Source organism: Actinomadura rugatobispora (genome assembly GCF_042656285.1).
GTDB lineage: Bacteria > Actinomycetota > Actinomycetes > Streptosporangiales > Streptosporangiaceae > Spirillospora > Spirillospora rugatobispora.
In genome coordinates, this window is sequence record NZ_JBHSON010000001.1 from 247,394 (window position 1) to 266,004 (window position 18,611).

At 72.5% G+C, this 18,611-nt stretch carries 18 protein-coding genes; 9 read left to right on the forward strand and 9 right to left on the reverse strand.

Annotated elements, in window-relative coordinates:
• Window positions 1–11 precede the first annotated feature (11 nt).
• Together ACFPZN_RS01050 and ACFPZN_RS01055 are read left to right on the forward strand one after the other, a co-directional pair.
• Window positions 12–491, forward strand: a complete 480-nt coding sequence (locus tag ACFPZN_RS01050) for a Zn-ribbon domain-containing OB-fold protein (protein WP_378279123.1) — start codon at window positions 12–14, stop codon at window positions 489–491.
• Window positions 481–1,671 (forward strand): lipid-transfer protein, encoded by a 1,191-nt coding sequence (locus ACFPZN_RS01055; protein ID WP_378279125.1) that lies wholly within the window; start codon window positions 481–483, stop codon window positions 1,669–1,671. Before ACFPZN_RS01050 ends, ACFPZN_RS01055 begins: the two co-directional genes overlap by 11 nt.
• Here the strand turns inward: ACFPZN_RS01055 and ACFPZN_RS01060 are convergent.
• The 7 genes from ACFPZN_RS01060 to ACFPZN_RS01090 form a co-directional block, all read right to left on the reverse strand.
• Complete coding sequence (locus ACFPZN_RS01060; RefSeq protein ID WP_378279127.1) at window positions 1,658–2,065, reverse strand: DoxX family protein; 408 nt, start codon at window positions 2,063–2,065, stop codon at window positions 1,658–1,660. The two genes, ACFPZN_RS01055 and ACFPZN_RS01060, sit on opposite strands and share 14 nt — an antisense overlap.
• An 81-nt stretch (window positions 2,066–2,146) precedes the next feature.
• Window positions 2,147–2,617 (reverse strand): MarR family winged helix-turn-helix transcriptional regulator, encoded by a 471-nt coding sequence (locus tag ACFPZN_RS01065; protein ID WP_378279129.1) that lies wholly within the window; start codon window positions 2,615–2,617, stop codon window positions 2,147–2,149.
• A 123-nt stretch (window positions 2,618–2,740) separates the two neighbouring features.
• Window positions 2,741–4,312, reverse strand: a complete 1,572-nt coding sequence (locus tag ACFPZN_RS01070) for an acyl-CoA synthetase (RefSeq protein WP_378279131.1) — start codon at window positions 4,310–4,312, stop codon at window positions 2,741–2,743.
• A 54-nt stretch (window positions 4,313–4,366) separates the two neighbouring features.
• Window positions 4,367–5,524 carry a thiolase domain-containing protein gene (locus ACFPZN_RS01075; RefSeq protein WP_378279133.1) on the reverse strand — a complete coding sequence of 386 codons (1,158 nt, stop codon included), beginning with the start codon at window positions 5,522–5,524 and terminating at the stop codon, window positions 4,367–4,369.
• Window positions 5,517–6,563, reverse strand: a complete 1,047-nt coding sequence (locus ACFPZN_RS01080; protein WP_378279135.1) for a thiolase domain-containing protein — start codon at window positions 6,561–6,563, stop codon at window positions 5,517–5,519. Before ACFPZN_RS01080 ends, ACFPZN_RS01075 begins: the two co-directional genes overlap by 8 nt.
• A gap of 121 nt (window positions 6,564–6,684) precedes the next feature.
• Window positions 6,685–7,617, reverse strand: coding sequence for a Zn-ribbon domain-containing OB-fold protein (locus tag ACFPZN_RS01085; RefSeq protein WP_378279137.1), 933 nt, complete (start codon window positions 7,615–7,617; stop codon window positions 6,685–6,687).
• On the reverse strand, window positions 7,607–9,172 hold the full coding sequence (locus ACFPZN_RS01090; protein ID WP_378279139.1) for an acyl-CoA synthetase: 1,566 nt from the start codon (window positions 9,170–9,172) through the stop codon (window positions 7,607–7,609). Before ACFPZN_RS01090 ends, ACFPZN_RS01085 begins: the two co-directional genes overlap by 11 nt.
• A gap of 146 nt (window positions 9,173–9,318) precedes the next feature.
• Here ACFPZN_RS01090 and ACFPZN_RS01095 point away from each other — a divergent pair, with 146 nt between their 5' ends.
• The 4 genes from ACFPZN_RS01095 to ACFPZN_RS01110 all read left to right on the forward strand — a co-directional run bounded on the left by ACFPZN_RS01095 (window position 9,319) and on the right by ACFPZN_RS01110 (window position 12,202).
• The gene (locus ACFPZN_RS01095) at window positions 9,319–10,131 is read left to right on the forward strand and encodes a crotonase/enoyl-CoA hydratase family protein (protein ID WP_378279140.1); all 813 of its coding nucleotides are present in this window, start codon (window positions 9,319–9,321) and stop codon (window positions 10,129–10,131) included.
• 173 nt (window positions 10,132–10,304) lie between these two features.
• Window positions 10,305–11,243 (forward strand): RNA polymerase subunit sigma-70, encoded by a 939-nt coding sequence (locus ACFPZN_RS01100; protein WP_378279142.1) that lies wholly within the window; start codon window positions 10,305–10,307, stop codon window positions 11,241–11,243.
• 59 nt (window positions 11,244–11,302) lie between these two features.
• Window positions 11,303–11,704 carry a hypothetical protein gene (locus ACFPZN_RS01105; protein WP_378279144.1) on the forward strand — a complete coding sequence of 134 codons (402 nt, stop codon included), beginning with the start codon at window positions 11,303–11,305 and terminating at the stop codon, window positions 11,702–11,704.
• 93 nt (window positions 11,705–11,797) lie between these two features.
• Window positions 11,798–12,202, forward strand: a complete 405-nt coding sequence (locus ACFPZN_RS01110) for a hypothetical protein (protein ID WP_378279146.1) — start codon at window positions 11,798–11,800, stop codon at window positions 12,200–12,202.
• Window positions 12,203–12,257: 55 nt separating this feature from the next.
• Here the strand turns inward: ACFPZN_RS01110 and ACFPZN_RS01115 are convergent, their stop codons facing one another.
• A complete protein-coding gene (locus tag ACFPZN_RS01115) occupies window positions 12,258–13,373 on the reverse strand; it encodes an NAD(P)H-dependent flavin oxidoreductase (RefSeq protein WP_378279147.1) in 1,116 nt (371 codons plus the stop codon).
• A 110-nt stretch (window positions 13,374–13,483) separates the two neighbouring features.
• A complete protein-coding gene (pgfA, locus tag ACFPZN_RS01120) occupies window positions 13,484–14,566 on the reverse strand; it encodes a cell envelope lipid trafficking protein PgfA (RefSeq protein WP_378279149.1) in 1,083 nt (360 codons plus the stop codon).
• 91 nt (window positions 14,567–14,657) lie between these two features.
• Between pgfA and ACFPZN_RS01125 the strand changes: the two genes are divergently transcribed.
• Genes ACFPZN_RS01125 through ACFPZN_RS01135 form a run of 3 tightly spaced genes read left to right on the forward strand, consistent with a single transcriptional unit; the run spans window position 14,658 to window position 18,582 of the window.
• Window positions 14,658–16,235, forward strand: coding sequence for an MFS transporter (locus ACFPZN_RS01125; protein WP_378279151.1), 1,578 nt, complete (start codon window positions 14,658–14,660; stop codon window positions 16,233–16,235).
• Between the two features lie 42 nt (window positions 16,236–16,277).
• Window positions 16,278–17,114, forward strand: coding sequence for a class I SAM-dependent methyltransferase (locus tag ACFPZN_RS01130; RefSeq protein WP_378279153.1), 837 nt, complete (start codon window positions 16,278–16,280; stop codon window positions 17,112–17,114).
• Window positions 17,107–18,582, forward strand: coding sequence for an acyltransferase family protein (locus tag ACFPZN_RS01135; RefSeq protein WP_378279155.1), 1,476 nt, complete (start codon window positions 17,107–17,109; stop codon window positions 18,580–18,582). The genes ACFPZN_RS01130 and ACFPZN_RS01135 overlap by 8 nt, the downstream gene beginning before the upstream one ends.
• The last annotated feature ends 29 nt before the right edge of the window (window positions 18,583–18,611 follow it).

Here is an 18,611-nt window from a genome sequence, read left to right on the forward strand (position 1 = left end):
GGGAGGCGGCGTTGAGCGACACGGCCACACCAGGCGCGAAGGAGCGGCGGCCCGCGGTCGACGGCTGGTTCGCCGCCGCGCCCGCGGACGGAGGCGGCGCCCGCCTCCTCGGCACCCGCTGCGCGTCCTGCGGCACCCCCTACTTCCCCCGCAACGACCTCGCCTGCCGCAACCCGGCCTGCACCGGCCCCCGGGACGGCTCGGAACTGGAGGAGTACGCCTTCTCCAACCGCGGGCGCGTCTGGTCGTACGCCGACTCCCGCTACCAGCCCCCGCCCCCGTACGTCTCCCCCGACCCGTTCCGCACCTACGCGGTCGCGGCCGTCGAGCTGGAGGCCGAGCGGATGGTCGTCCTCGGCCAGGTCGTCCCCGGCGTCGGCGTCGCCGACCTGGAGGTCGGCATGGAGGTCGAGCTGACCGAGGGCGTCCTGTACGAGGACGACGAGGCCCAGTACACCGTCTGGATGTGGAGGCCCTCCCATGGGCGCTGATGTGGCGATTCTCGGTGCGGGGATGCATCCGTGGGGGAAGTGGGGGCGCAACTTCGTCGAGTACGGGCTCGTGGCCGCGCGGGCGGCGCTGGCGGACGCGGGCGTGGCCTGGCCGCAGGTCCAGTACGTGGCGGGCGCCGACACCATCCGGAACGGATATCCGGGGTTCGTCGCCGGTGCGACGTTCGCGCAGGCGCTCGGGTGGTCGGGCGCCCGGATCTCCAGCAGCTACGCGGCGTGCGCGTCCGGGGCGCAGGCGATCAACGCCGCCCGCGCGCAGATCCTGGCGGGCCTGTGCGACGTGGCGCTGGTGGTGGGGGCGGACGCGGCGCCCAAGGGGTTCTTCAAGCCGGTCGGCGGCGACCGTCCCGACGATCCCGACTGGCTGCGGTTCCGGCTGCTGGGCGCGACCAACCCGATCTACTTCGCGCTGTACGCGCGGCGCCGGATGGCGCTGCACGGCGCGACGCGGGACGACTTCGCCGCCGTGAAGGTCAAGAACGCGCGGCACGGCCTGGCCAACCCGCACGCCCGCTACCGCAAGGAGGTGTCCCTGGAGGACGTGCGGGCGTCCGCCGTGGTCGCCGATCCGCTGCGGCTGCTGGACATCTGCGCGACCAGCGACGGCGGTGCGGCGCTGGTGCTGTCGTCGATGGACTTCGCGCGGTCGCGGGGGGGCGCGGATCCGGTGCGCATCCCGGCGCTGTCGACGGTCACCCCGACGTTCCCCAAGACGGTCCTGGACCTGCCCGACTTCGCGACCGATTCGGCGCTGGCCGTGCCCGCGCCCGACACGGCGTTCCGCCCGGCCATGGTGCGGGCCGCCTACGAGGAGGCGGGCCTGGGCCCGGAGGACCTGTCGCTGGCCGAGGTGTACGACCTGTCCACGGCCCTGGAACTCGACTGGTACGAGGACATCGGGCTGTGCGGGCCGGGCGGGGCGGAGAAGCTGCTGCGCGCGGGTGACACGGCGCTGGGCGGGCGGGTGCCGGTGAACGCCTCGGGCGGGCTGGCCTCGTTCGGCGAGGCGATCCCGGCGCAGGCGATCGCCCAGGTGTGCGAGCTGACCTGGCAGCTGCGCGGCCGGGCGGAGGGCCGCCAGGTGGAGGGCGCCCGGGTGGGCATCGCGGTGAACCAGGGCCTGTTCGGCCACGGTTCGGCGATCATCACCGTCCGCTGACGTCCCGGGCACCGGGGGCGTTCCCGGCGACCTTGAGCGCCCAGGCGACCAACGGGACCTGGAGCGGCAGCCGCCCGTACGCGGCGGCGCGCTGCGGGAGCGGCCGGCGGCGCCAGTCGTGCGCCATCTTCACGTTGGCGGGGAAGACGGCGACGAACAGGGCGGCGGTGGCCAGCGCCCCGGCGCGGCGCGTCCTGGGCACGGCGACGGCGGCGGCGCAGGCGAGCTCGGCGACACCGCTGAGGTAGGTCCAGGTGCGCGGCGTGCCCGGCAGGTTCGCGGGGACGACCGTGTCGTAGGGCTTGGGCGCGACGAAGTGGGTGACGCCGGCCGTGGCCAGGAAGGCGGCCAGGGCGCGGGCCGGACGCGCCGAGGGGGAAGCCGAAGCGGGCATGGGCGCAACGCTCTCACACCCCCGTCCCGGCGGGATACGCGCGTCATTGACATAGCGCGCGTCACGGTTGTGCCCGCCGGATCAAGGCATGCGGCGCACCTGTTCGATAAGGCCGGGCATGGCCTCGTTGCCGCCCTGGACGTAGCCGGACAGCAGCCGCAGCTGCGCGTCGGAGTAGCCCGCCATCCGCTCGCCGAACGCCCGCGCGATCGGCTCGAAGTACTGCTCGAACCGCGCCGCGTTCTCCGGCACCAGCTCCACGATCACCCGCCGCCGGTCGTCGGGGTCGCGGCTGCGCTTGACGTACCCGGCCCGCTCCAGCCGGTCGATGACCGCGGTGATCGCGCCGCCGGTGGTGATCCCCATGAGTGCCGCGAGCCGTCCCGGCGTCAGGGGGCCCTCCAGCGACAGCGCGTTCAGGCACTGCGCGTCGGTCACGTTCAGCCCCGCCTTACTCGCGGCGGTGTGGTGGAGCAGCATCGTGTAGAGCGTGCTCCGTTGCATCGCCTCCCGCAGCTCCGCCACCGCCCGCTCGCGTTCCGGGGTCGACACGCTTCCACCTCGATCTCCAGGTTTTCCGAGGGGAGCCTAGTGCCCGCGGGGCACCCTCCACTCCCGACACACAGAGATCAACGCCTGGGCGCGTCCATCCTCTCCAGCTTCTCGCTCACCCGGCTATCCCGCCGCCTCCTGGGCGACCTGTTTGGCCCACCGGTAGTCGGCCTTGCCCGCGGGACTGCGCTTCATCTCCCCGACGAACGCGTACACGCGCGGCACCTTGTAACCGGAGAGGTTCTTGCGGCAGTGGGCGTCGAGGTCCGCCGGCGCCGGCGCCTCCCCCTGCGCCTGGACGACGGCGGCCACGCGGAACCCGAAGCGCTCGTCCGGGATCCCCGTCACGACCGCGTCGAACACGGCCGGATGCCCCTTCAGCACGGCCTCCACCTCCTCCGGGAACACCTTCTCGCCACCGGTGTTGATGGCCTGCGAGCCCCGGCCGTAGACGGCGATGCTGCCGTCCTCCTCCACCGTCGCGATGTCGCCGGTCAGCAGCCACCGCCGCCCGTCCACCTCGGGGAACGTCCGCGCGGTCTTGTCCGGGTCGTTGTAGTAGCCGCGCGCGATGTAGCCCGTGCGGGCCACCTGCCCCAGGACGCCCGACCCCGGCTTGACCGGCTGGAGCGCGTCGTCCAGGACGGTGACGTTCTCGACGTCGGCGGTGAACCGCAGGCCCTTCTCCGGTGTCGAGCCCGCCACCGCCTCGGCCGTGGAGCCCGACTCGGTGGACCCGAACCGGTCCATGATGATGACGTTCGGCATCGCCGCCGCCAGCCGCTCCCGGACCGTTCCGGTCAGGATCGCGCCGGTCGAGACGTAGGCGAACAGCGACGACAGGTCGTACGACGAACGCTCCAGGTCCTCCACCATCGGGATCGCCATCGCGTCGCCGGTGATGGTGAGGGAGTTGACCTTCTCCCGCTCGATCGTCCGCCACACCTCGGCGGCGTCGAACCTGCGCACGTACACCACGGTCGCGCCCATCCACCAGGCGATCCACGTCGCCATCTGCGCGGCGCCGTGCATCAGCGGCGCCACCGGCATCATCACCATCGGGCCCGAGTTCCGCGCCATCTCCACCACGTCCTCCGGGACGTCCGGGCGCGGCAGCGTCGGGTTCCAGAACGCGAAGAGCAGGTCCTTCAGCCCCCACATCACCCCCTTGGGCATCCCGGTCGTGCCGCCGGTGTAGATGACGTAGGTGTCCTCGGGCGAGCGCGGCCCGAACCCGCGCGTCGCGGGCTGCGCGGAAAGGGCCTCCTCGTACTCGACGGCGCCGGGCACCGACGTCGGGCCGCCGACCGCGACCAGGTGCCGCAGCCCCTCCACCTGCGGGACGGTCGCCGCGACCCGGTCGTCGAACTCCACGTCGTACAGCAGCGCCACGCTGTCGGAGTCGCGGAACAGGTAGAGCAGCTCGCTCTCCACGTACCGGTAGTTGACGTTGATCGGAACGGCCCGGATCTTCAGCGCGGCGACCAGCGCCACGGCGTACTCGACGCCGTTGTACAGCTGGAGGGCGACATGCCGGCCGGGCTCCACCCCGGCCGCCTCCAGATGGTGCGCGAGCCGGTTGGCCTGCGCGTCCAGTTCGGCGTAGGTGAGACTCCTGTCGCCGCAGACGAGCGCGACGCGGTCCCCGATCGCGTCCGCGACTCCCTCGAACAGATCGGCGTGGTTGAACTCCATCGGTCGTCCTCCGGAGATCGAGGGGGGTGGGGTGGAGGCGCCCGGGGGGCGCTTCTAGGGCTTCTCTGAGCCGACGATCCACATCGCGAAGAACTGCGCGCCGCCGCCGTAGGCGTGCCCCAGGGCGCGGCGCGCTCCGTCCACCTGGTGCTCCCCGGCGAGCCCGCGCACCTGCAGCGCCGCCTCGGCGAACCGGATCATCCCGGAGGCGCCGATCGGGTTGGACGACAGCACGCCGCCCGAGGGGTTCCACGGGATGTCCCCGTCCAGCGCGGTCGCGCCCGCCTCGGTCAGCTTCCAGCCCTCGCCCTCACCGCAGAACCCCAGGTTCTCCAGCCACATCGGCTCGTACCAGGAGAACGGCACGTACACCTCGGCGCAGTCCAGCTCGCGGCGCGGGTCGGCGATCCCGGCCTGCCGGTACACGTCGGCGGCGCAGTCCTTGCCGCCCCGCGGGTTCACGGTGTCGCGCCCGGCGAAGAAGATCGGCTCGGAGCGCATCGCGGTGCCGTGCACCCAGGCGGGCCTGTTCGGGGCCTGCCGCGCCGCGTCCTCGGAGGCCAGCACCATCGCGCAGGCGCCGTCGGACGACGGGCAGGTCTCCAGGTAGCGGATCGGCTCCCACAGCATCGGCGTCGACTCGACCATCGCGCGCGAGATGCCGGGGATCTTCAGGTGCGCGTACGGGTTCTTCAGCGCGTTCTCCCGGTCCTTGACCGCGACCAGCGTGCCGATGTGGTCGGGGGCGCCGGACCGCCGCATGTACGCCCGGATGTGCGGGGCGAAGTAGCCGCCCGCGCCCACCACCAGCGACGTCGAGTACGGCGAGTTCACCGTCAGCGCCCACGTCGCGTTCGACTCCGACTGCTTCTCCCACGCCACCGTCAGCACCCGGTCGTGCACGCCGCCCTGGATCAGGCTCGCCGCCACGATCGCGGTCGACCCGCCGACCGACCCGGCCGTGTGCACCCGCATGACCGGCTTGCCCGCCGCGCCCATCGCGTCCGCCAGGTACGCCTCGGGCATCATCACGCCCTCGAACAGGTCCGGCGCCTTGCCCAGCACGACGGCGTCGATGTCGTTCCAGGTCAGCCCGGCGTCGTCGAGCGCCTTCGCGGCCGCCTCGCGCAGCAGCCCGGCCATCGACACGTCCAGCCGCTTGGTCTTGTAGGCGGTCTGCCCCACACCAATGATGGCGCACGGGTTACCCATGGTCTTCTTCTCCCGAGAGGACGCAGACGAGGTTCTGCTGCAGGCACGGGCCGGCGGTGGCGTGGCCGAGCGTCCGGGTGGCGGAGCCGTCGTGGATCCGGGCCGCGGCCTCGCCGATCCTGATCAGCCCGGCCGCCATCGGCGGGTTGGCCGACAGCGGGCCGCCCGACGGGTTGACCGTGACGTCCTCGCCCAGCCCGAGCGCCTCCCGCAGGATCAGCTCCTCGTGCGAGAACTGCGCGTGCAGCTCGGCGACCTGCACGCCGGCGGCGCCCGCCCTCTCGCCCGCGATCCGGGTCGCCGCCGACCGGGACAGGTCCCGCACGCCGGGCGAGTGCGCCTCGCTGCGATGGTCGATCCCGCGGATCCACGCGGGCCGCTCGCACAGCTCGCGGGCCTTGTCACCGGTCGCCAGCACGATCGCGACGGCGCCGTCGGCGGACGGCGCGACGTCGTACGGCCGCAGCGGCGCCACGTCGTAGCCCTCGTCACCGGACGGGTCGGGCAGATGCAGCGCGAACGGGTTCTCGCGGCCCGCCGCCCGCGACCGCGCCGCCACGGCCCGCAGATCGTCCTCCTTGGCGCCCGAGCGCTCCAGGTAGGCGCGGGCCTGCAGCGCCGCCAGCGACACCTGGTCGATTCCGAGCGGCGCCAGGTAGTACGGGTCGAGCTGCTGCGTCATCAGCTCACGCAGTACGGTCTGCGACGCCTTCCCGAACCCGTACACCAGCGCGGTATCGACCTCGGAGTGGCGCAGCTTCACCCACGCCTCGTACAGCGCCCAGGCCGCGTCCATCTCCACGTGGCTCTCGGAGATCGGCGGCCAGGCCCCCACCGCGTCCAACCCGGACACGAACGAGAACGGTGCCCCGACCAGGTAGTCGTTGGACCCCGAGCAGGTGAACCCGAACCGGCTCAACCCGGTCCGCTCCTTGATCTCGGTGATGACGGGCGCGAGGATCTCCACCTCCGACAGCCCGGCGTCCTCGGCCGCGTGCTCGCTCTGCACGAACGCGACCACCGCTATGTCGGTATTCATTGCCTCGCCTCCGCTCGGCGGCTCGCGGCCGTTTCTTCGCGACGGCTTCCCTCGTCGCTCCGGTCGCTCGTCCCTCGCTCCCTGCGCTCCTCAGTCCAGCCGCCGCGCGGCCGCTCGCGATTCACACGTAGTCCTTGATCGTGTCGAAGGGCACGTCGGGCTCGTCGAGCGGCTCGAACCACTTGATGTTGGCCATGCTCCGGTCCCACTCCTCGCGCGGACGCCACGCCGCCTTGACCCGCATGCCCATCCGGACCTGGTCCGCGGGGATCCCGGCGACCAGGGCGAGCATGGGCAGGCCCGCGCCGTCCAGGAGGACGTACGCCGACACGAACGGGACCTCGGGCGCGCGCGGATCGGGCAGGTTGTTGACCGCGAAGGTGGTGACGGTGCCGGTGTCGGGCAGCTCCACCTCCTCGGTGGTCGGCACGCCGTCGCGCGAGCACAGCCCCTTCATCGGGACGATCACCTCGCCGCACACGCCGCAGCGGTGGCCGAGGATCCGGCCCTCGGAGATCCCCTCCAGGAAGCGGTCCAGCGCCCGCCCGCCGCGGAGCCGGTACTCCAGCCGGGTCGGCGCGTTGATCATCGTGACCTCGGGGACGAAGCACTCGATGTCGCCGATCGCGCCGGTCCGCTCCGCCCGGTACCTCGGACGGACCCGCATCCCGGTCTTGAGGAACCGCGGCGGATCGGCGCCCTCGTCGACGACGCCCAGATCCAGCGCGTGCAGCAGGGCCGTGTCGGCGCCGTCCGGGCGGATCAGCGCCCACGCGAACGGGCGGTCCAGCGGATGGTTCTTCAGCGGCCGCGGCACCCACGACCAGGTCTGCACCGTCCCGATCGGGCCGACCTCGACGAACTCCTCCGTCACCGGCTCGCCGCCGTCGGGGTCGTACTCCACCGGCGGGACCAGCACCCGCCCGCCGGCCGTCCGCACGCCGACCAGCCGCCCGTCGCGCAGCTCGCTCAGGAACCGCCCGATGACCGGCCCGACCGACCGCGTGTACCCGCCGGGGAACTCCAATACATGGTCGAGGGCCTCAGATGGCACGCTGGTGGTCCTTCCAGTACGGGTCGCGCAGCTTGCGCTTGAGGAGCTTGCCGTTCGGCTCGCGCGGCATGACCTCGATGAAGTCGATCGACCGGGGCCACTTCATCCGCGCCAGCCGGCCCTCCAGGGACGCAAGGATCTCCGCCGCCAGCTCCGGGCCGGGCGCGGTGCCCGCGGCGGGCTCCACGACCGCCTTGATCTGCTCGCCCCACTCCTCGTCCGGGATGCCGAAGACGGCCACGTCCGCGACCTTGGGGTGCAGCACGATCTCGTTCTCGATCTCGGCCGGGTAGATGTTGGCGCCACCCGAGATGATCATGTCGGACTTGCGGTCGGACAGGAACAGGAAGCCGTCCTCGGTGAGGCGGCCGATGTCGCCGACGGTGAAGAAGTCCTTGAGGCGGTTCTTCTCGGTCTTCTCCCGGTCGCCCTTGTACTCGAACTCGGTGCCGGCCATCTTCATGTAGATCGTGCCGTCGCGGCCGGCCGGGACGGGCTCGCCGGCGTCGTCCACGATGAGCAGCTCGCTGATCGGCCACGCCTTGCCGACCGTGCCGGGATGCTCGCGCCACTCCTGCGGGCTCGCGATCGTCCCGCCGCCCTCGGTGGCCGCGTAGTACTCCCAGACGCAGTCGCCCCACCAGTCGAGCATCTGCTTCTTGATGGGGACGGGGCAGGGCGCGGCGGCGTGGATCGCCCACTTCATGGACGACACGTCGTACCGCTTGCGGGTCTCCTCCGGGAGGGCCAGCAGCCGCTTGAAGTGGGTCGGGACCATGTGCGTGTTGGTGATGCCGTACTTCTCGATCACCCGCAGGCAGTCCTCGGCCTCCCACTTGTCCATGTAGACGAGCGTGTGGCCCATCTGGAGCGACGTGCCGCCGAACTGGGTGACGGCCGTGTGGTAGTTCGGCGAGGTCACCAGGTGCGCCTGCGGCTCCCGTCCCGCGGGCCTTCCGGGCGGGATCCCGAACAGCCCCAGCAGGAAGGACATCAGCTCCGCGCTGTCGTCGGGGTCGATCCCGCCGAGCGTCCTGCGCACCCCCTTGGGCCGTCCGGTGGTGCCCGAGGTGTAGTGCATGGTGGCGCCGTTGCTGCGGTCGTCCGGCAGCGTGTCCGGCTGCCCGTCCACGAGCTCCCCGCACGGCCGGAACCCCGCGACCTCGCCGAACGCGAACCGGCGCCGCGGGTCGATCCCCGACTCCTCGGCCCCGCGCGCGCCCTCCACCGCGTACCGCTCGTGCACGAAGAACGCCTTGGCCTCGCTGTCGGCCACGATGTAGCCGATCTCGGGGCCGGTCAGGTGCCAGTTGACGGGGGTGTAGTACCAGCCCGCCTGGAGCGCGGCCAGGTACAGCACCAGGCCGTCCACCCCGTTGGGGACGAGCCCGCAGATGCCGTCCCCCTTCTCCACGCCCAGCGCGCGCAGCCCGTGCACGAGCCGGTTGGCCCGGGCCAGCAGCTCGCCGGCGGTGTGCTCGGTCCCGTCCGGGTCGACGGCGGCGATCCACCCGGGATCGGCCTGCGCCAGCCGCCAAAAGCCCAACGACCCCATCGGTTCTCCTCGGTGATCGCGGTGCACCCGCAGGTGCCGGGGGACCAAAGTAGATCACGTTCTCGTTTTCCTGGGCAAGACCCGTTGACAGGCAACTCCTGTCACTAGAATCTGTTCTTGTTTACTGCCGGTTGAGTGGAGGAACGATGGCCGAACGGCTGCCCATCAGCACGGCGCACTGCACCGTCGAGCAGGACGGCCACGTGGTCGTGGTGACGCTGAACCGCCCCGAGGCGCGCAACGCGCTCAGCAACGACATGCTCGTCGGGCTGGCCGACGCGTGGGCCTACATGTCCGAGACGCCGGAGGTGCGGGTCGGCATCCTCACCGGGGCCGACGGCCAGTTCTGCGCGGGCGCCGATCTCAAGGCGATGGGCACGCCCTCATCGGACGCCCGCGTCCGGGAGCGCGCGGCCCAGATCCCCAACTTCCACTGGAAGGGCCTGCTGCGCGAGGGCCGTCCCACCAAGCCCCTCATCTGCGCCGTCGAGGGCTACGCCGTCGCAGGCGGCACCGAACTCCTCGTCGGCACCGACCTGCGCGTCGTCGCCGAGGGCGCCACCCTGGGCCTGTACGAGGCCAAGCGCGGGCTGTTCCCGATGGGCGGCTGCGCGATCCGCCTCCCCCGGCAGATCGGGTACGCCAACGCGATGGACATCCTGCTGACGGCCCGTTCCGTCACCCCGCAGGAGGCGCTCGACATGGGCCTCATCAACACGATCGTCCCGGACGGCCAGGCCCTCGCCGCCGCCCGCGAACTGGCCGGCCAGATCGCCGAGTGCGGCCCGCTCGCCGTCCAGGCCATCCTCCGCACCTACCGCGAGACCGAGCACCTCTCGGAAGAGGAGGCCCTGAAGATCTCCGACGAGATCGGCTGGCCCGTCATCGGCTCCGAGGACGCCAAGGAAGGCTCCAAGGCATTCAAGGAAAAGCGCCCCGCCGTCTTCAAGGGCCGCTGACCCCGCACCCGCGGGCACCAGACATCCCTGAGTGATCGAATCGACACATCGGGTAGTGACCCTGACGTCCGGGTACGAGGGGCGGAGGGGGAATCGGGGTGTTGAAGAAGAAGCAGGTCGTCGGGGTGTCTTGGGGCGGTCGTACGATGTGCGCCTGCGGGGAGGGGGGCGCCATGGACGAGGCCGCGTTCGCGGAGATGGCCGAGCGGTACCGGCACGAGCTGCGGGTGCACTGCTACCGGATGCTCGGGTCGTTCACGGACGCCGAGGATCTCGTCCAGGAGACGCTGCTGCGCGCCTGGCGGAAGCGGGAGAGCTGCGAGGGGCGCTCCACGTTCCGGGCCTGGCTGTACCGGATCGCGACGAACGCCTGCCTGGACGCGCTGGCCGGGCCGGTGCGGCAGCGGGAGATGTCGGCGGCGCCCGCGATGATGGCCGAGGTGTCGTGGCTGGAGCCGTTCCCCGACCGGCTGCTGGACCTGGCGGCGGACGGCCCGGACGCGGCGGTCGTGGCGCGGGAGACGATCGAGCTGGCGTTCCTGGCCGCCATCCAGCACCTGCCCGTCCGGCAGCGGGCCGTGATCATCATGCGGGACGTGCTGGGCTGGCCGGCCGCGGAGACGGCCGAGGTGCTGGAGACCAACGTCGCCGCGGTGAAGGGCATGCTGCAGCGCGGCCGGATGACGCTGCGGGCGTACCTGCCGAGGGAGCGCGCCGAGTGGAGCGCGCAGGCCGGTCCGGACGAGCGGGAGGTCCTGCGCCGGTACGTGGAGGCGAATGAGCGCTCCGACCTCGCCCGGCTCAAGGAGCTGCTGCGTGAGGACGCGCGGCAGACGATGCCGCCGCACGGGCTGGTGTACGAGGGCCGTGAGGCGATCCTGGAGCTGTGGGGGCCGGTGCTGGCCGGGGACGCGGCGTGGGGCGAGTGGCGTTCGCTGCCGCTGTGGGCCAACCGGCAGCCGGCGGTGGCCAACTACGTGCGCCGGGTGGGCGAGGAGCGGTTCACGCCCGTCAACCTCGACGTGCTGGCGGTGCGGGACGGGCGGATCGCGGAGATCACGACGTTCGATCCGCGGCTGCTGGAGTCCTTCGGGCTGCCCGCCGCGCTGTGACCGATTCCTTTTCCGGGGCCCGGCCGTCTTATGCCGAATCCCCAACGAGAGGAGCGGTCATGAAGGAGCTTGAGCGGCTGGTCGGGACGTGGCGGGTCACGGGCGGGGGCGAGGGAACGGTCACCTACCGGTGGATGGAGGGCGGGTTCTTTCTGCTGCAGGAGGTCGATCTGCGGCAGGACGGCCAGGACGTCAAGGGGATCGAGGTGATCGGGCGGCTGCTGCCGTTCGGCGCCTCCGATCCCAGCGAGGACATCTGGTCGCGGTTCTACGGCCACCAGGGCGTCACGTTCGACTACGTGTACGAGCCGGACGGCGACACCCTGACCATCTGGGGCGGGGAGAAGGGGTCTCCCGCCTACTTCCGGGGGACGTGGAGCGCGGACGGCAACACCCTGGACGGCGCCTGGGTGTACCCGGGCGGCGGAGGCTACCCGTCCACGATGGAACGGCTCCCCTAATTAAGGATGTCCGAAATTACGGCCATCGTTTGGTCGCGGCCGGTCGCGGGAGACAAGGGAGCGACTGTTCCGCGGAAGGAGCGTGACGAGGCGATGGCCGTTTCCATCTTCCGGCGGCGCGAGCACCGTGCGGCCGACACGGACCCGGCGGTGACCGGGCCGGGCGAGACCGGCGCCGCGCCGCGGCGCACCGTGGTGGTGCGCAGGCCGTCCCGGTGGCGGCGCAGCAGGCACAACCCGATCAGCGCGACCATCCTGGCCGCGGGCTGGGCGGCCGTCCTGGTGCTGGGGCTGGGCATGCTGCTGACCTGGAGCGACGCCAATCCCGGCAACGCCCTGGTGGACGCGACGCTGGACGCGGGGCGCTGGCTGGCGAGCCCGTTCCACGACGTCTTCACCAGGTCCTCGCCCGAGCACCAGCTCTACCTCAACTGGGCGATCGCCGCCGGGGTCTACTACGCGCTGGCGCGCGTGCTGGCCTGGCTGACGCGCTTCTGAGACGACCCGGGCCCGCCCCCGCGCCGGGGCGGGCCCGGGGGCGGGGGGCGGGGTCTCAGTCGGCCTGGGTGATGGTGTTCAGGCGGTCGAGGGCCTCGACGTACTCCTCGATGAGGTCGTACACGACCTGGGCGGCCGGTTTGACCTGGTTCATGGAGCCGACGATCTGGCCGACCGGGAAGGTGACCAGTTCGCCGTCACCGGACCGGCTGATGCGGCGCAGCGCGTCGGAGATCAGCATGAACTGCATCGGCATCGGGAGGTAGCCGGGCGAGGACTCGCTCTCCCACGCCTCGGTCCAGGCGGTCTTGAGGAAGCGGGCGGGCTTGCCCGTCCAGGCGCGGGAGCGGACGGTGTCCCGGGAGGTCGCGTCGAGCAGCTTGCCGCGCGCGTTCTCGGGGGTGTCGGCCTCGTCCACGGTGAGCCAGATCGAGCCGGTCCACACGCCGTCGGCGCCGAGCGCCATGCCCGCGGCCATCTGGCGGCCGCGGCCGATGCCGCCGGCGGCGAGCACCATGGTGTCCTCGCCGACCGCGTCCACGACCTCGGGGATCAGCACCATCGTGGACACGTCGCCGGTGTGGCCGCCGGCCTCGGTGCCCTGGGCGACGATGATGTCGACGCCGACCTCGACCTGCTTGCGGGCGTGCCGGGCGTTGGACGCGAGCCCGGCGACCTTGACGCCGTGCTCGTGGGCCTCCTGGACGACGTCGGCCGGGGGCGGGCCGAGCGCGTTGGCGAGCAGGGCGATGGGGTGCCTGAGCGCGACCTCGACCTGGGGGCGGGCGGTGGCGTCGGTCCAGCCGAGCAGGGCCCGGCCGGCGCCCTCCTCGCTGAGCGGCTCGACACCGTGCTCGGCGAGCAGGTTCTCCAGGAACTCCTTGTGCCGAGCGGGGATCATGCCCTGGAGCTTGCTGAGCATCTCGCCCGCGTCACCGAGGTCCGCGCCCTCGTACTTGGCGGGCATCACCACGTCGACGCCGTAGGGGCGGCCGCCGACGTTCTCGTCGATCCACTTGAGCTCGAGTTCGAGCTCCTCGGGGGTGAAGTAGAGGGCGCCGAGGACGCCCATGCCGCCGGCGCGGCTCACCGCGGCGACCACGTCGCGGCAGTGACTGAACGCGAAGATCGGGTACTCGATGCCGAATAGTTCGGTGACTCGTGTCCGCACGCCTCGACCCTAGGCCGCCCGAGAGAAAACTGCAACAGGTTCTAGTTCACTTCGGGCATGGGCAGGCCACAAAGGAGGGGGGTGAGTAGAACACGTATCAAGCAGCGGGGTCAGCGGCGGCGGGACGGGGCCGAGGGGATCTGGCGGCCGGGCGGGGGCGCGGCGGGCGCGCCCGAGGCCGGCGCGCCCGAGGCCGTGTCGCCGAACTTGCCGTCCGAGCGGCGCGGCGCCGGTACCGGACCGCCGCCCCGGCGCTCGCGGACGCCCCCGGCCAGACCGCCGATCGCGCCCGCCACCAGCAGCGCCAGCCCCAGCAGGACCGCCGTGACCGGCACGTACGACCGCACCATGCCGAGCTTCAGCGCGTTGCTGTTGGCCATGTCGACCAGGCTCTTCTGGAACGCCTCCATCGTGACCAGGTCCGCCGACGCGACCGTCATCCTCCCGCGCTGGTCGGGGGTGCGGACCGTGCTGTTGATGGTCTGGCGGTGCTTGACCGGGATCCCGGTCCGCGGGTCCACCCACACCGTGATGGTCGCCGAGGAGTAGCGGTCCACCTTCTGGTCGGGGGTCTTCGCGGGCAGCCCCAGCATGCGGGCCGGCAGCTTGACGTCCAGGGCCGCGGTCTTGGTGTCGGGGACCTGCTGCACGAAGCGGTACGCCCGCATCCCGCGCACCTCCTCCTCACCGGAGTAGCGCATCGGGACGGCCTGCTTCGTGGTCATGTCGAAGAACGGGTAGTCGCGCTTGCGCACGTTCGCGAGCGGGAACAGCAGCCCGTAGCCCCGCATCTTCACCGAGCCGTCGCCGTCGACGTGGGCGCCGCAGCACTGCACCAGCTGGGAGCTGGCACGGTCGAACGCGATCCGGTAGCCCTGGATCTGGACGGGCTTGTCCGGGTTCGCGGTGTCGTAGATGTTGGTGGAGGAGTCCCAGACCGCGATCCGGTCGTCGCCCCCGTTGGCCCGCACGTCGCCGCGGACGGTGTTGCTCGCCTGCAGCGTGACGCCCGTCTTCGTCTTCAGGCTCGCCTGGTCGAAGTACGTGGCGTTCCGGGCCTCCAGCCGGGTCACCTGGTAGCGGTTCAGCGGCGCGCGCACCATCTGGTCGGCCATGTAGAACCGGACCAGCGGGGCGAGCGTGAGGCAGAAAGCGCCCAGGCAGATCAGTGCCAATCCGACCGGTCGCCGCATGAACACCTCCGGGGGATGAGGTCCTCGCTCGGCGTGTCCCGCGTTACCCTACAGGACCTCCAATAAGCCGAACGCTACCGGAAGGTACCCCTTGTCCCGCGCCGCACCGCATCCGGGGGGTCACTCCGCGGGCCGCCCCGGCGACCGTGCGGGGACGCGCCGCTGGCTCGCGCTGCTGGCGGTGCTGCTGGCCACGTTCATGGACCTGGTGGACGTGACGATCGTCGGCGTGGCGCTGCGGGCGATCCAGACCGACCTGCACGCCTCGTACGCGGCCGGGCAGTGGTTCACCGCCGGGTACGCGCTGGCCTTCGCGCTGCTGCTGGTGACCGGCGGGCGGCTGGGCGACCTCTACGGGCGGCGCCGGGTCTTCATGGCCGGGGTGGCCGGGTTCACGGCCGCCTCGGCGCTGGCCGCGGCGGCGCCGTCCGCCGGCCTGCTCGTCGCGGCGCGGGTGGCGCAGGGCGCGTTCGGCGGGGTCATGGTGCCCCAGGTCATGTCGATCATCGCCACCGAGTTCCGGTCCGCGCGGGAGCGCACCCTGGCGATCAGCCTGTACGGGCTGGTGCTGGGGGCGGGCCAGGTCAGCGGGCCGCTGCTGGGCGGGCTGCTCACCGGGGACGCGCTCGGCTGGCGGCTGATCTTCCTGATCAACCTGCCGGTGGGACTGGTCGCGCTGGCGGGCGCGTGGCGCTGGATGCGCGAGTCGCGCGCGGACCGGCCGTCGCGCCTGGACGTCTCCGGCGTGCTGCTGGTCGCGCTGGGCTCCCTGCTGCTGGCCTACCCGCTGGTGCAGGGCCGCGAGCAGGGCTGGCCGCCCTGGACGGCGGTGTCGATGGCCGCGGCGGCGCCCGTCCTGTACGCGTTCGTGCGGCACCAGCGGCGGCGGGAGCGGGCCGGGCGGCCGGTGCTGGTGCCGACCGGGCTGTTCCGGCGCCGGTCGTACTCGGCCGGGCTGGCGCTGATGTTCGTCCTGTTCTGCGGTGTCTCGGGGTACTTCATCGTGATGACGTGGACGCTGCAGTTCGGGCTCGGCTGGTCGCCGCTGCGGGTGGCGCTGGTGGGGCTGGCCTGGCCCGCCGGGATCGCCTGCACGGCCCAGCTCACCAACCGGTTCGGCCAGCCGAGGGCGCGCGCCCTGGTCGCGCTGGGCACGCCGGTCATGGCGCTGGGCACGGCCGGGCTGGCCTGGTCGGTGGCCCGGCACGGCGCGGCGACGACGGCCCCGGACCTGATGCCGTGGATGTTCGGCGCCGGGATCGGGATGGGGCTGACCGTCCCGATCCTGTCCAACCTGGTGCTGGGCGAGATCCCGGCGGCGGACGCCGGGGCGGCCTCGGGCGTGCTGAACTCGGTGATCCAGTTCGGCAACGCGATGGGCGTGGCGCTGGCCGGGGTGGTCTTCTTCGGCGGGCGGGCGGCTTCCGGCACGGTTTCCGGCACGGTGTCCGGGACGGTGTCCGGGGCGCTGCCGGACGCGGCCGGGCACGCCGCCGGGGGCGCCCGCACGCTGCTGGCCTGCGCCGCGGCGTTCGCGCTCGCCGCCGCCCTGTCGCCGCTCCTGCCGCGCCGGGTCGCGCGGACGGGGCCGGACGCGACCGGCGGCGACGGCGACGGCGGCGACGGCGGCGGGCCGGAGGTCTCCCGCCTGCTGTCTACCGGTCGGTAGTATCCGGCGTTACGCAACCCTCGAACCCCCCGCGAGGTGGCCATGTCGACGGTCCGCCCCACCGGCTCCCACGGCTCCCCGGGCGCCTTCGGCCCCGCTCCCGGCCCCGCTCCCGGCCTCGGCCACGGTCCCGGCCGCAGGCGCGCGGCGACGCTGGCCCGGTCGGTCCGCCTGCTCTCGGCCTTCCGGCGCGAGCAGGCCGACCCGGCGACCTTCTACCGGCTCATGGCGCGCGACACGATCGCCCAGCTCGCCTCGTACACCGGCCTGGACGGGGCGACGGTCGTCGACGTGGGCACGGGGGCCGGTTTCTTCGCTCGCGAGATGGAGGCCCACGGAGCGCGCTGCGCCGGCATCGACCTCGACCCGGCCGAGCTGACCGCGTACGGCGCTCCGGCCGGGAACAACCTGGTGGCCAGTGCGCTGGCGTTGCCTTTCCGGACGGGCACCGCCGACGTGTGCTTCTCCTCCAACGTCCTGGAACACGTCCCCGACCCGTGGCGGATGTCGGCGGAGATGGTGCGCGTGACGCGGCCCGGGGGGATCGTCTTCCTGTCCTTCACCAACTGGCTGTCGCCCTGGGGCGGTCACGAGACGTCCCCCTGGCACTACCTCGGCGGTGAACGGGCCGCGCGCCGGTACGAGCGCAGGAACGGCCGTCCGCCCAAGAACCGCTTCGGCGAGAGCCTGCACGCCGTGTCCGTGGCCGCCGCCCTGACATGGGCCCGTTCCTGCCCCGAGGCGGAGGTGCTGGACGCGATCCCGCGCTATCACCCTCGCTGGGCGGACGGCATCGTGCGCGTTCCAGGGGTACGCGAGGTCGCCACATGGAATCTCGTCCTCGTCCTGCGCAAGCTGCCGGGTGCAGGCGATGAGTGACCCGGGCACGGGCGGCGGCAAAGGCCGGTGGAGCGTCACGCCCGCCCAGCAGCCCGCGCAGCAGCCCGCCGCTGTGCAGTGGCGCACCGCTCCTCCGCCCGTCAGCGCCAACGAAAGGGCCCTGCCTCCCATCTCCGGGCACCAGGACACCCTCGACGGTGTACGCGCCGTGGCCGCCCTGGCCGTGCTGGTGTACCACGTGGCCAGCACCTCGGGAGACCTCACCGCTCCAGGCACGTCGGGCTGGCTCTACAACGGGGGCCAGATCGGCGTCCCCATCTTCTTCATCCTGTCGGGCATGCTCCTGTACCGGCCCTGGGCCGCGGCCGTGCTGGACGCGCGCCGTACCAAACCGCGCACGCGCACGTACCTGCGCAAGCGCGCGCTGCGCATCCTGCCCGCCTACTGGGCCGCGGTCATCTGCTTCATGCTCACCGCGGGCTGGAGCCACATCACCGACCCGGGCACCTGGGCGCCCCTGCTCACCCTCACCCACACCTACCTACCCGACCCGTGGTGGCAGAGCAGCCTGGGCCCGCCACAGCTCGGCCAGATCTGGAGCCTGGCGGTGGAGGCGGCCTGGTACGCGAGCCTGCCCGCCACCGCGGCGGTCCTCGGCTGGTACGCGAGGCGCGGCCGTAACGGCGACGTGGGCGAGCGGGCGCGCAGGCTGCTGCGGGGCCTGGCCGTCTACGCGGCGCTGTCGTTCGTCTACACGACGGCGATGTTCGTGCCCGAGCACCACCCGCTGCTCGGCCTCTGGCTGCCCCGCTTCTTCGCCTGGTTCGCGATCGGGATGGCGCTGGCCGTGCTGACGGTCTGGGCGCGGCTGGAGCCGGACGGCCCCGTCGCGCGCCTGTGCCGTACCATCGCCGGTTCCTGGGGCGTGTGCTGGGCGGGGGCGGCGCTCCTGTACGTCATCGCCTCCACGCCCGCGACGGGCCCGCTCGACCTGGTGTCCCTCGACGTGGTGTGGACGTCGATGCTGGACATCGCCGTCAACGGCCTGTGCGCCGCCGCGTTCGTCGCGCCCGTGGTCCTGGCGCCGCCCGGCCACGCGGCGCTGGGGGCGGTCCTCGGCAACCGGGTGATGCGGTTCCTGGGGCGGATCTCCTACAGCCTGTTCCTGTGGCAGATGCTCATCATCGTCGGCTGGTACGAGTGGTCGGACCGGGTGTTCCGCGGGGACGTGGCTACCGATCTCCCGTTGCTGCTCGCGGCGTCCATCGCAGCGGCGACGGCGAGCCATTATCTGGTGGAACGTCCGGCTCAGCGTCTGGCGCGCTCTCGTCCTCGTCGGCGCGACCCGGAGGACCCTCCGGCCGAGGCGAGGATGCCGGGGCCCGGCGCCCATCCGGCGGCGACGCATCCGGACTGGCCGCCCAGTTCAGCTCGATCGACCCTTCCGGATCTGCCGGCGAACCATGGCGGGGCGTCCACAGGTGGAGAGCCACCAGGCCCAGGATGACCAGGCCCAGGAGTTGCGGGACGACATCA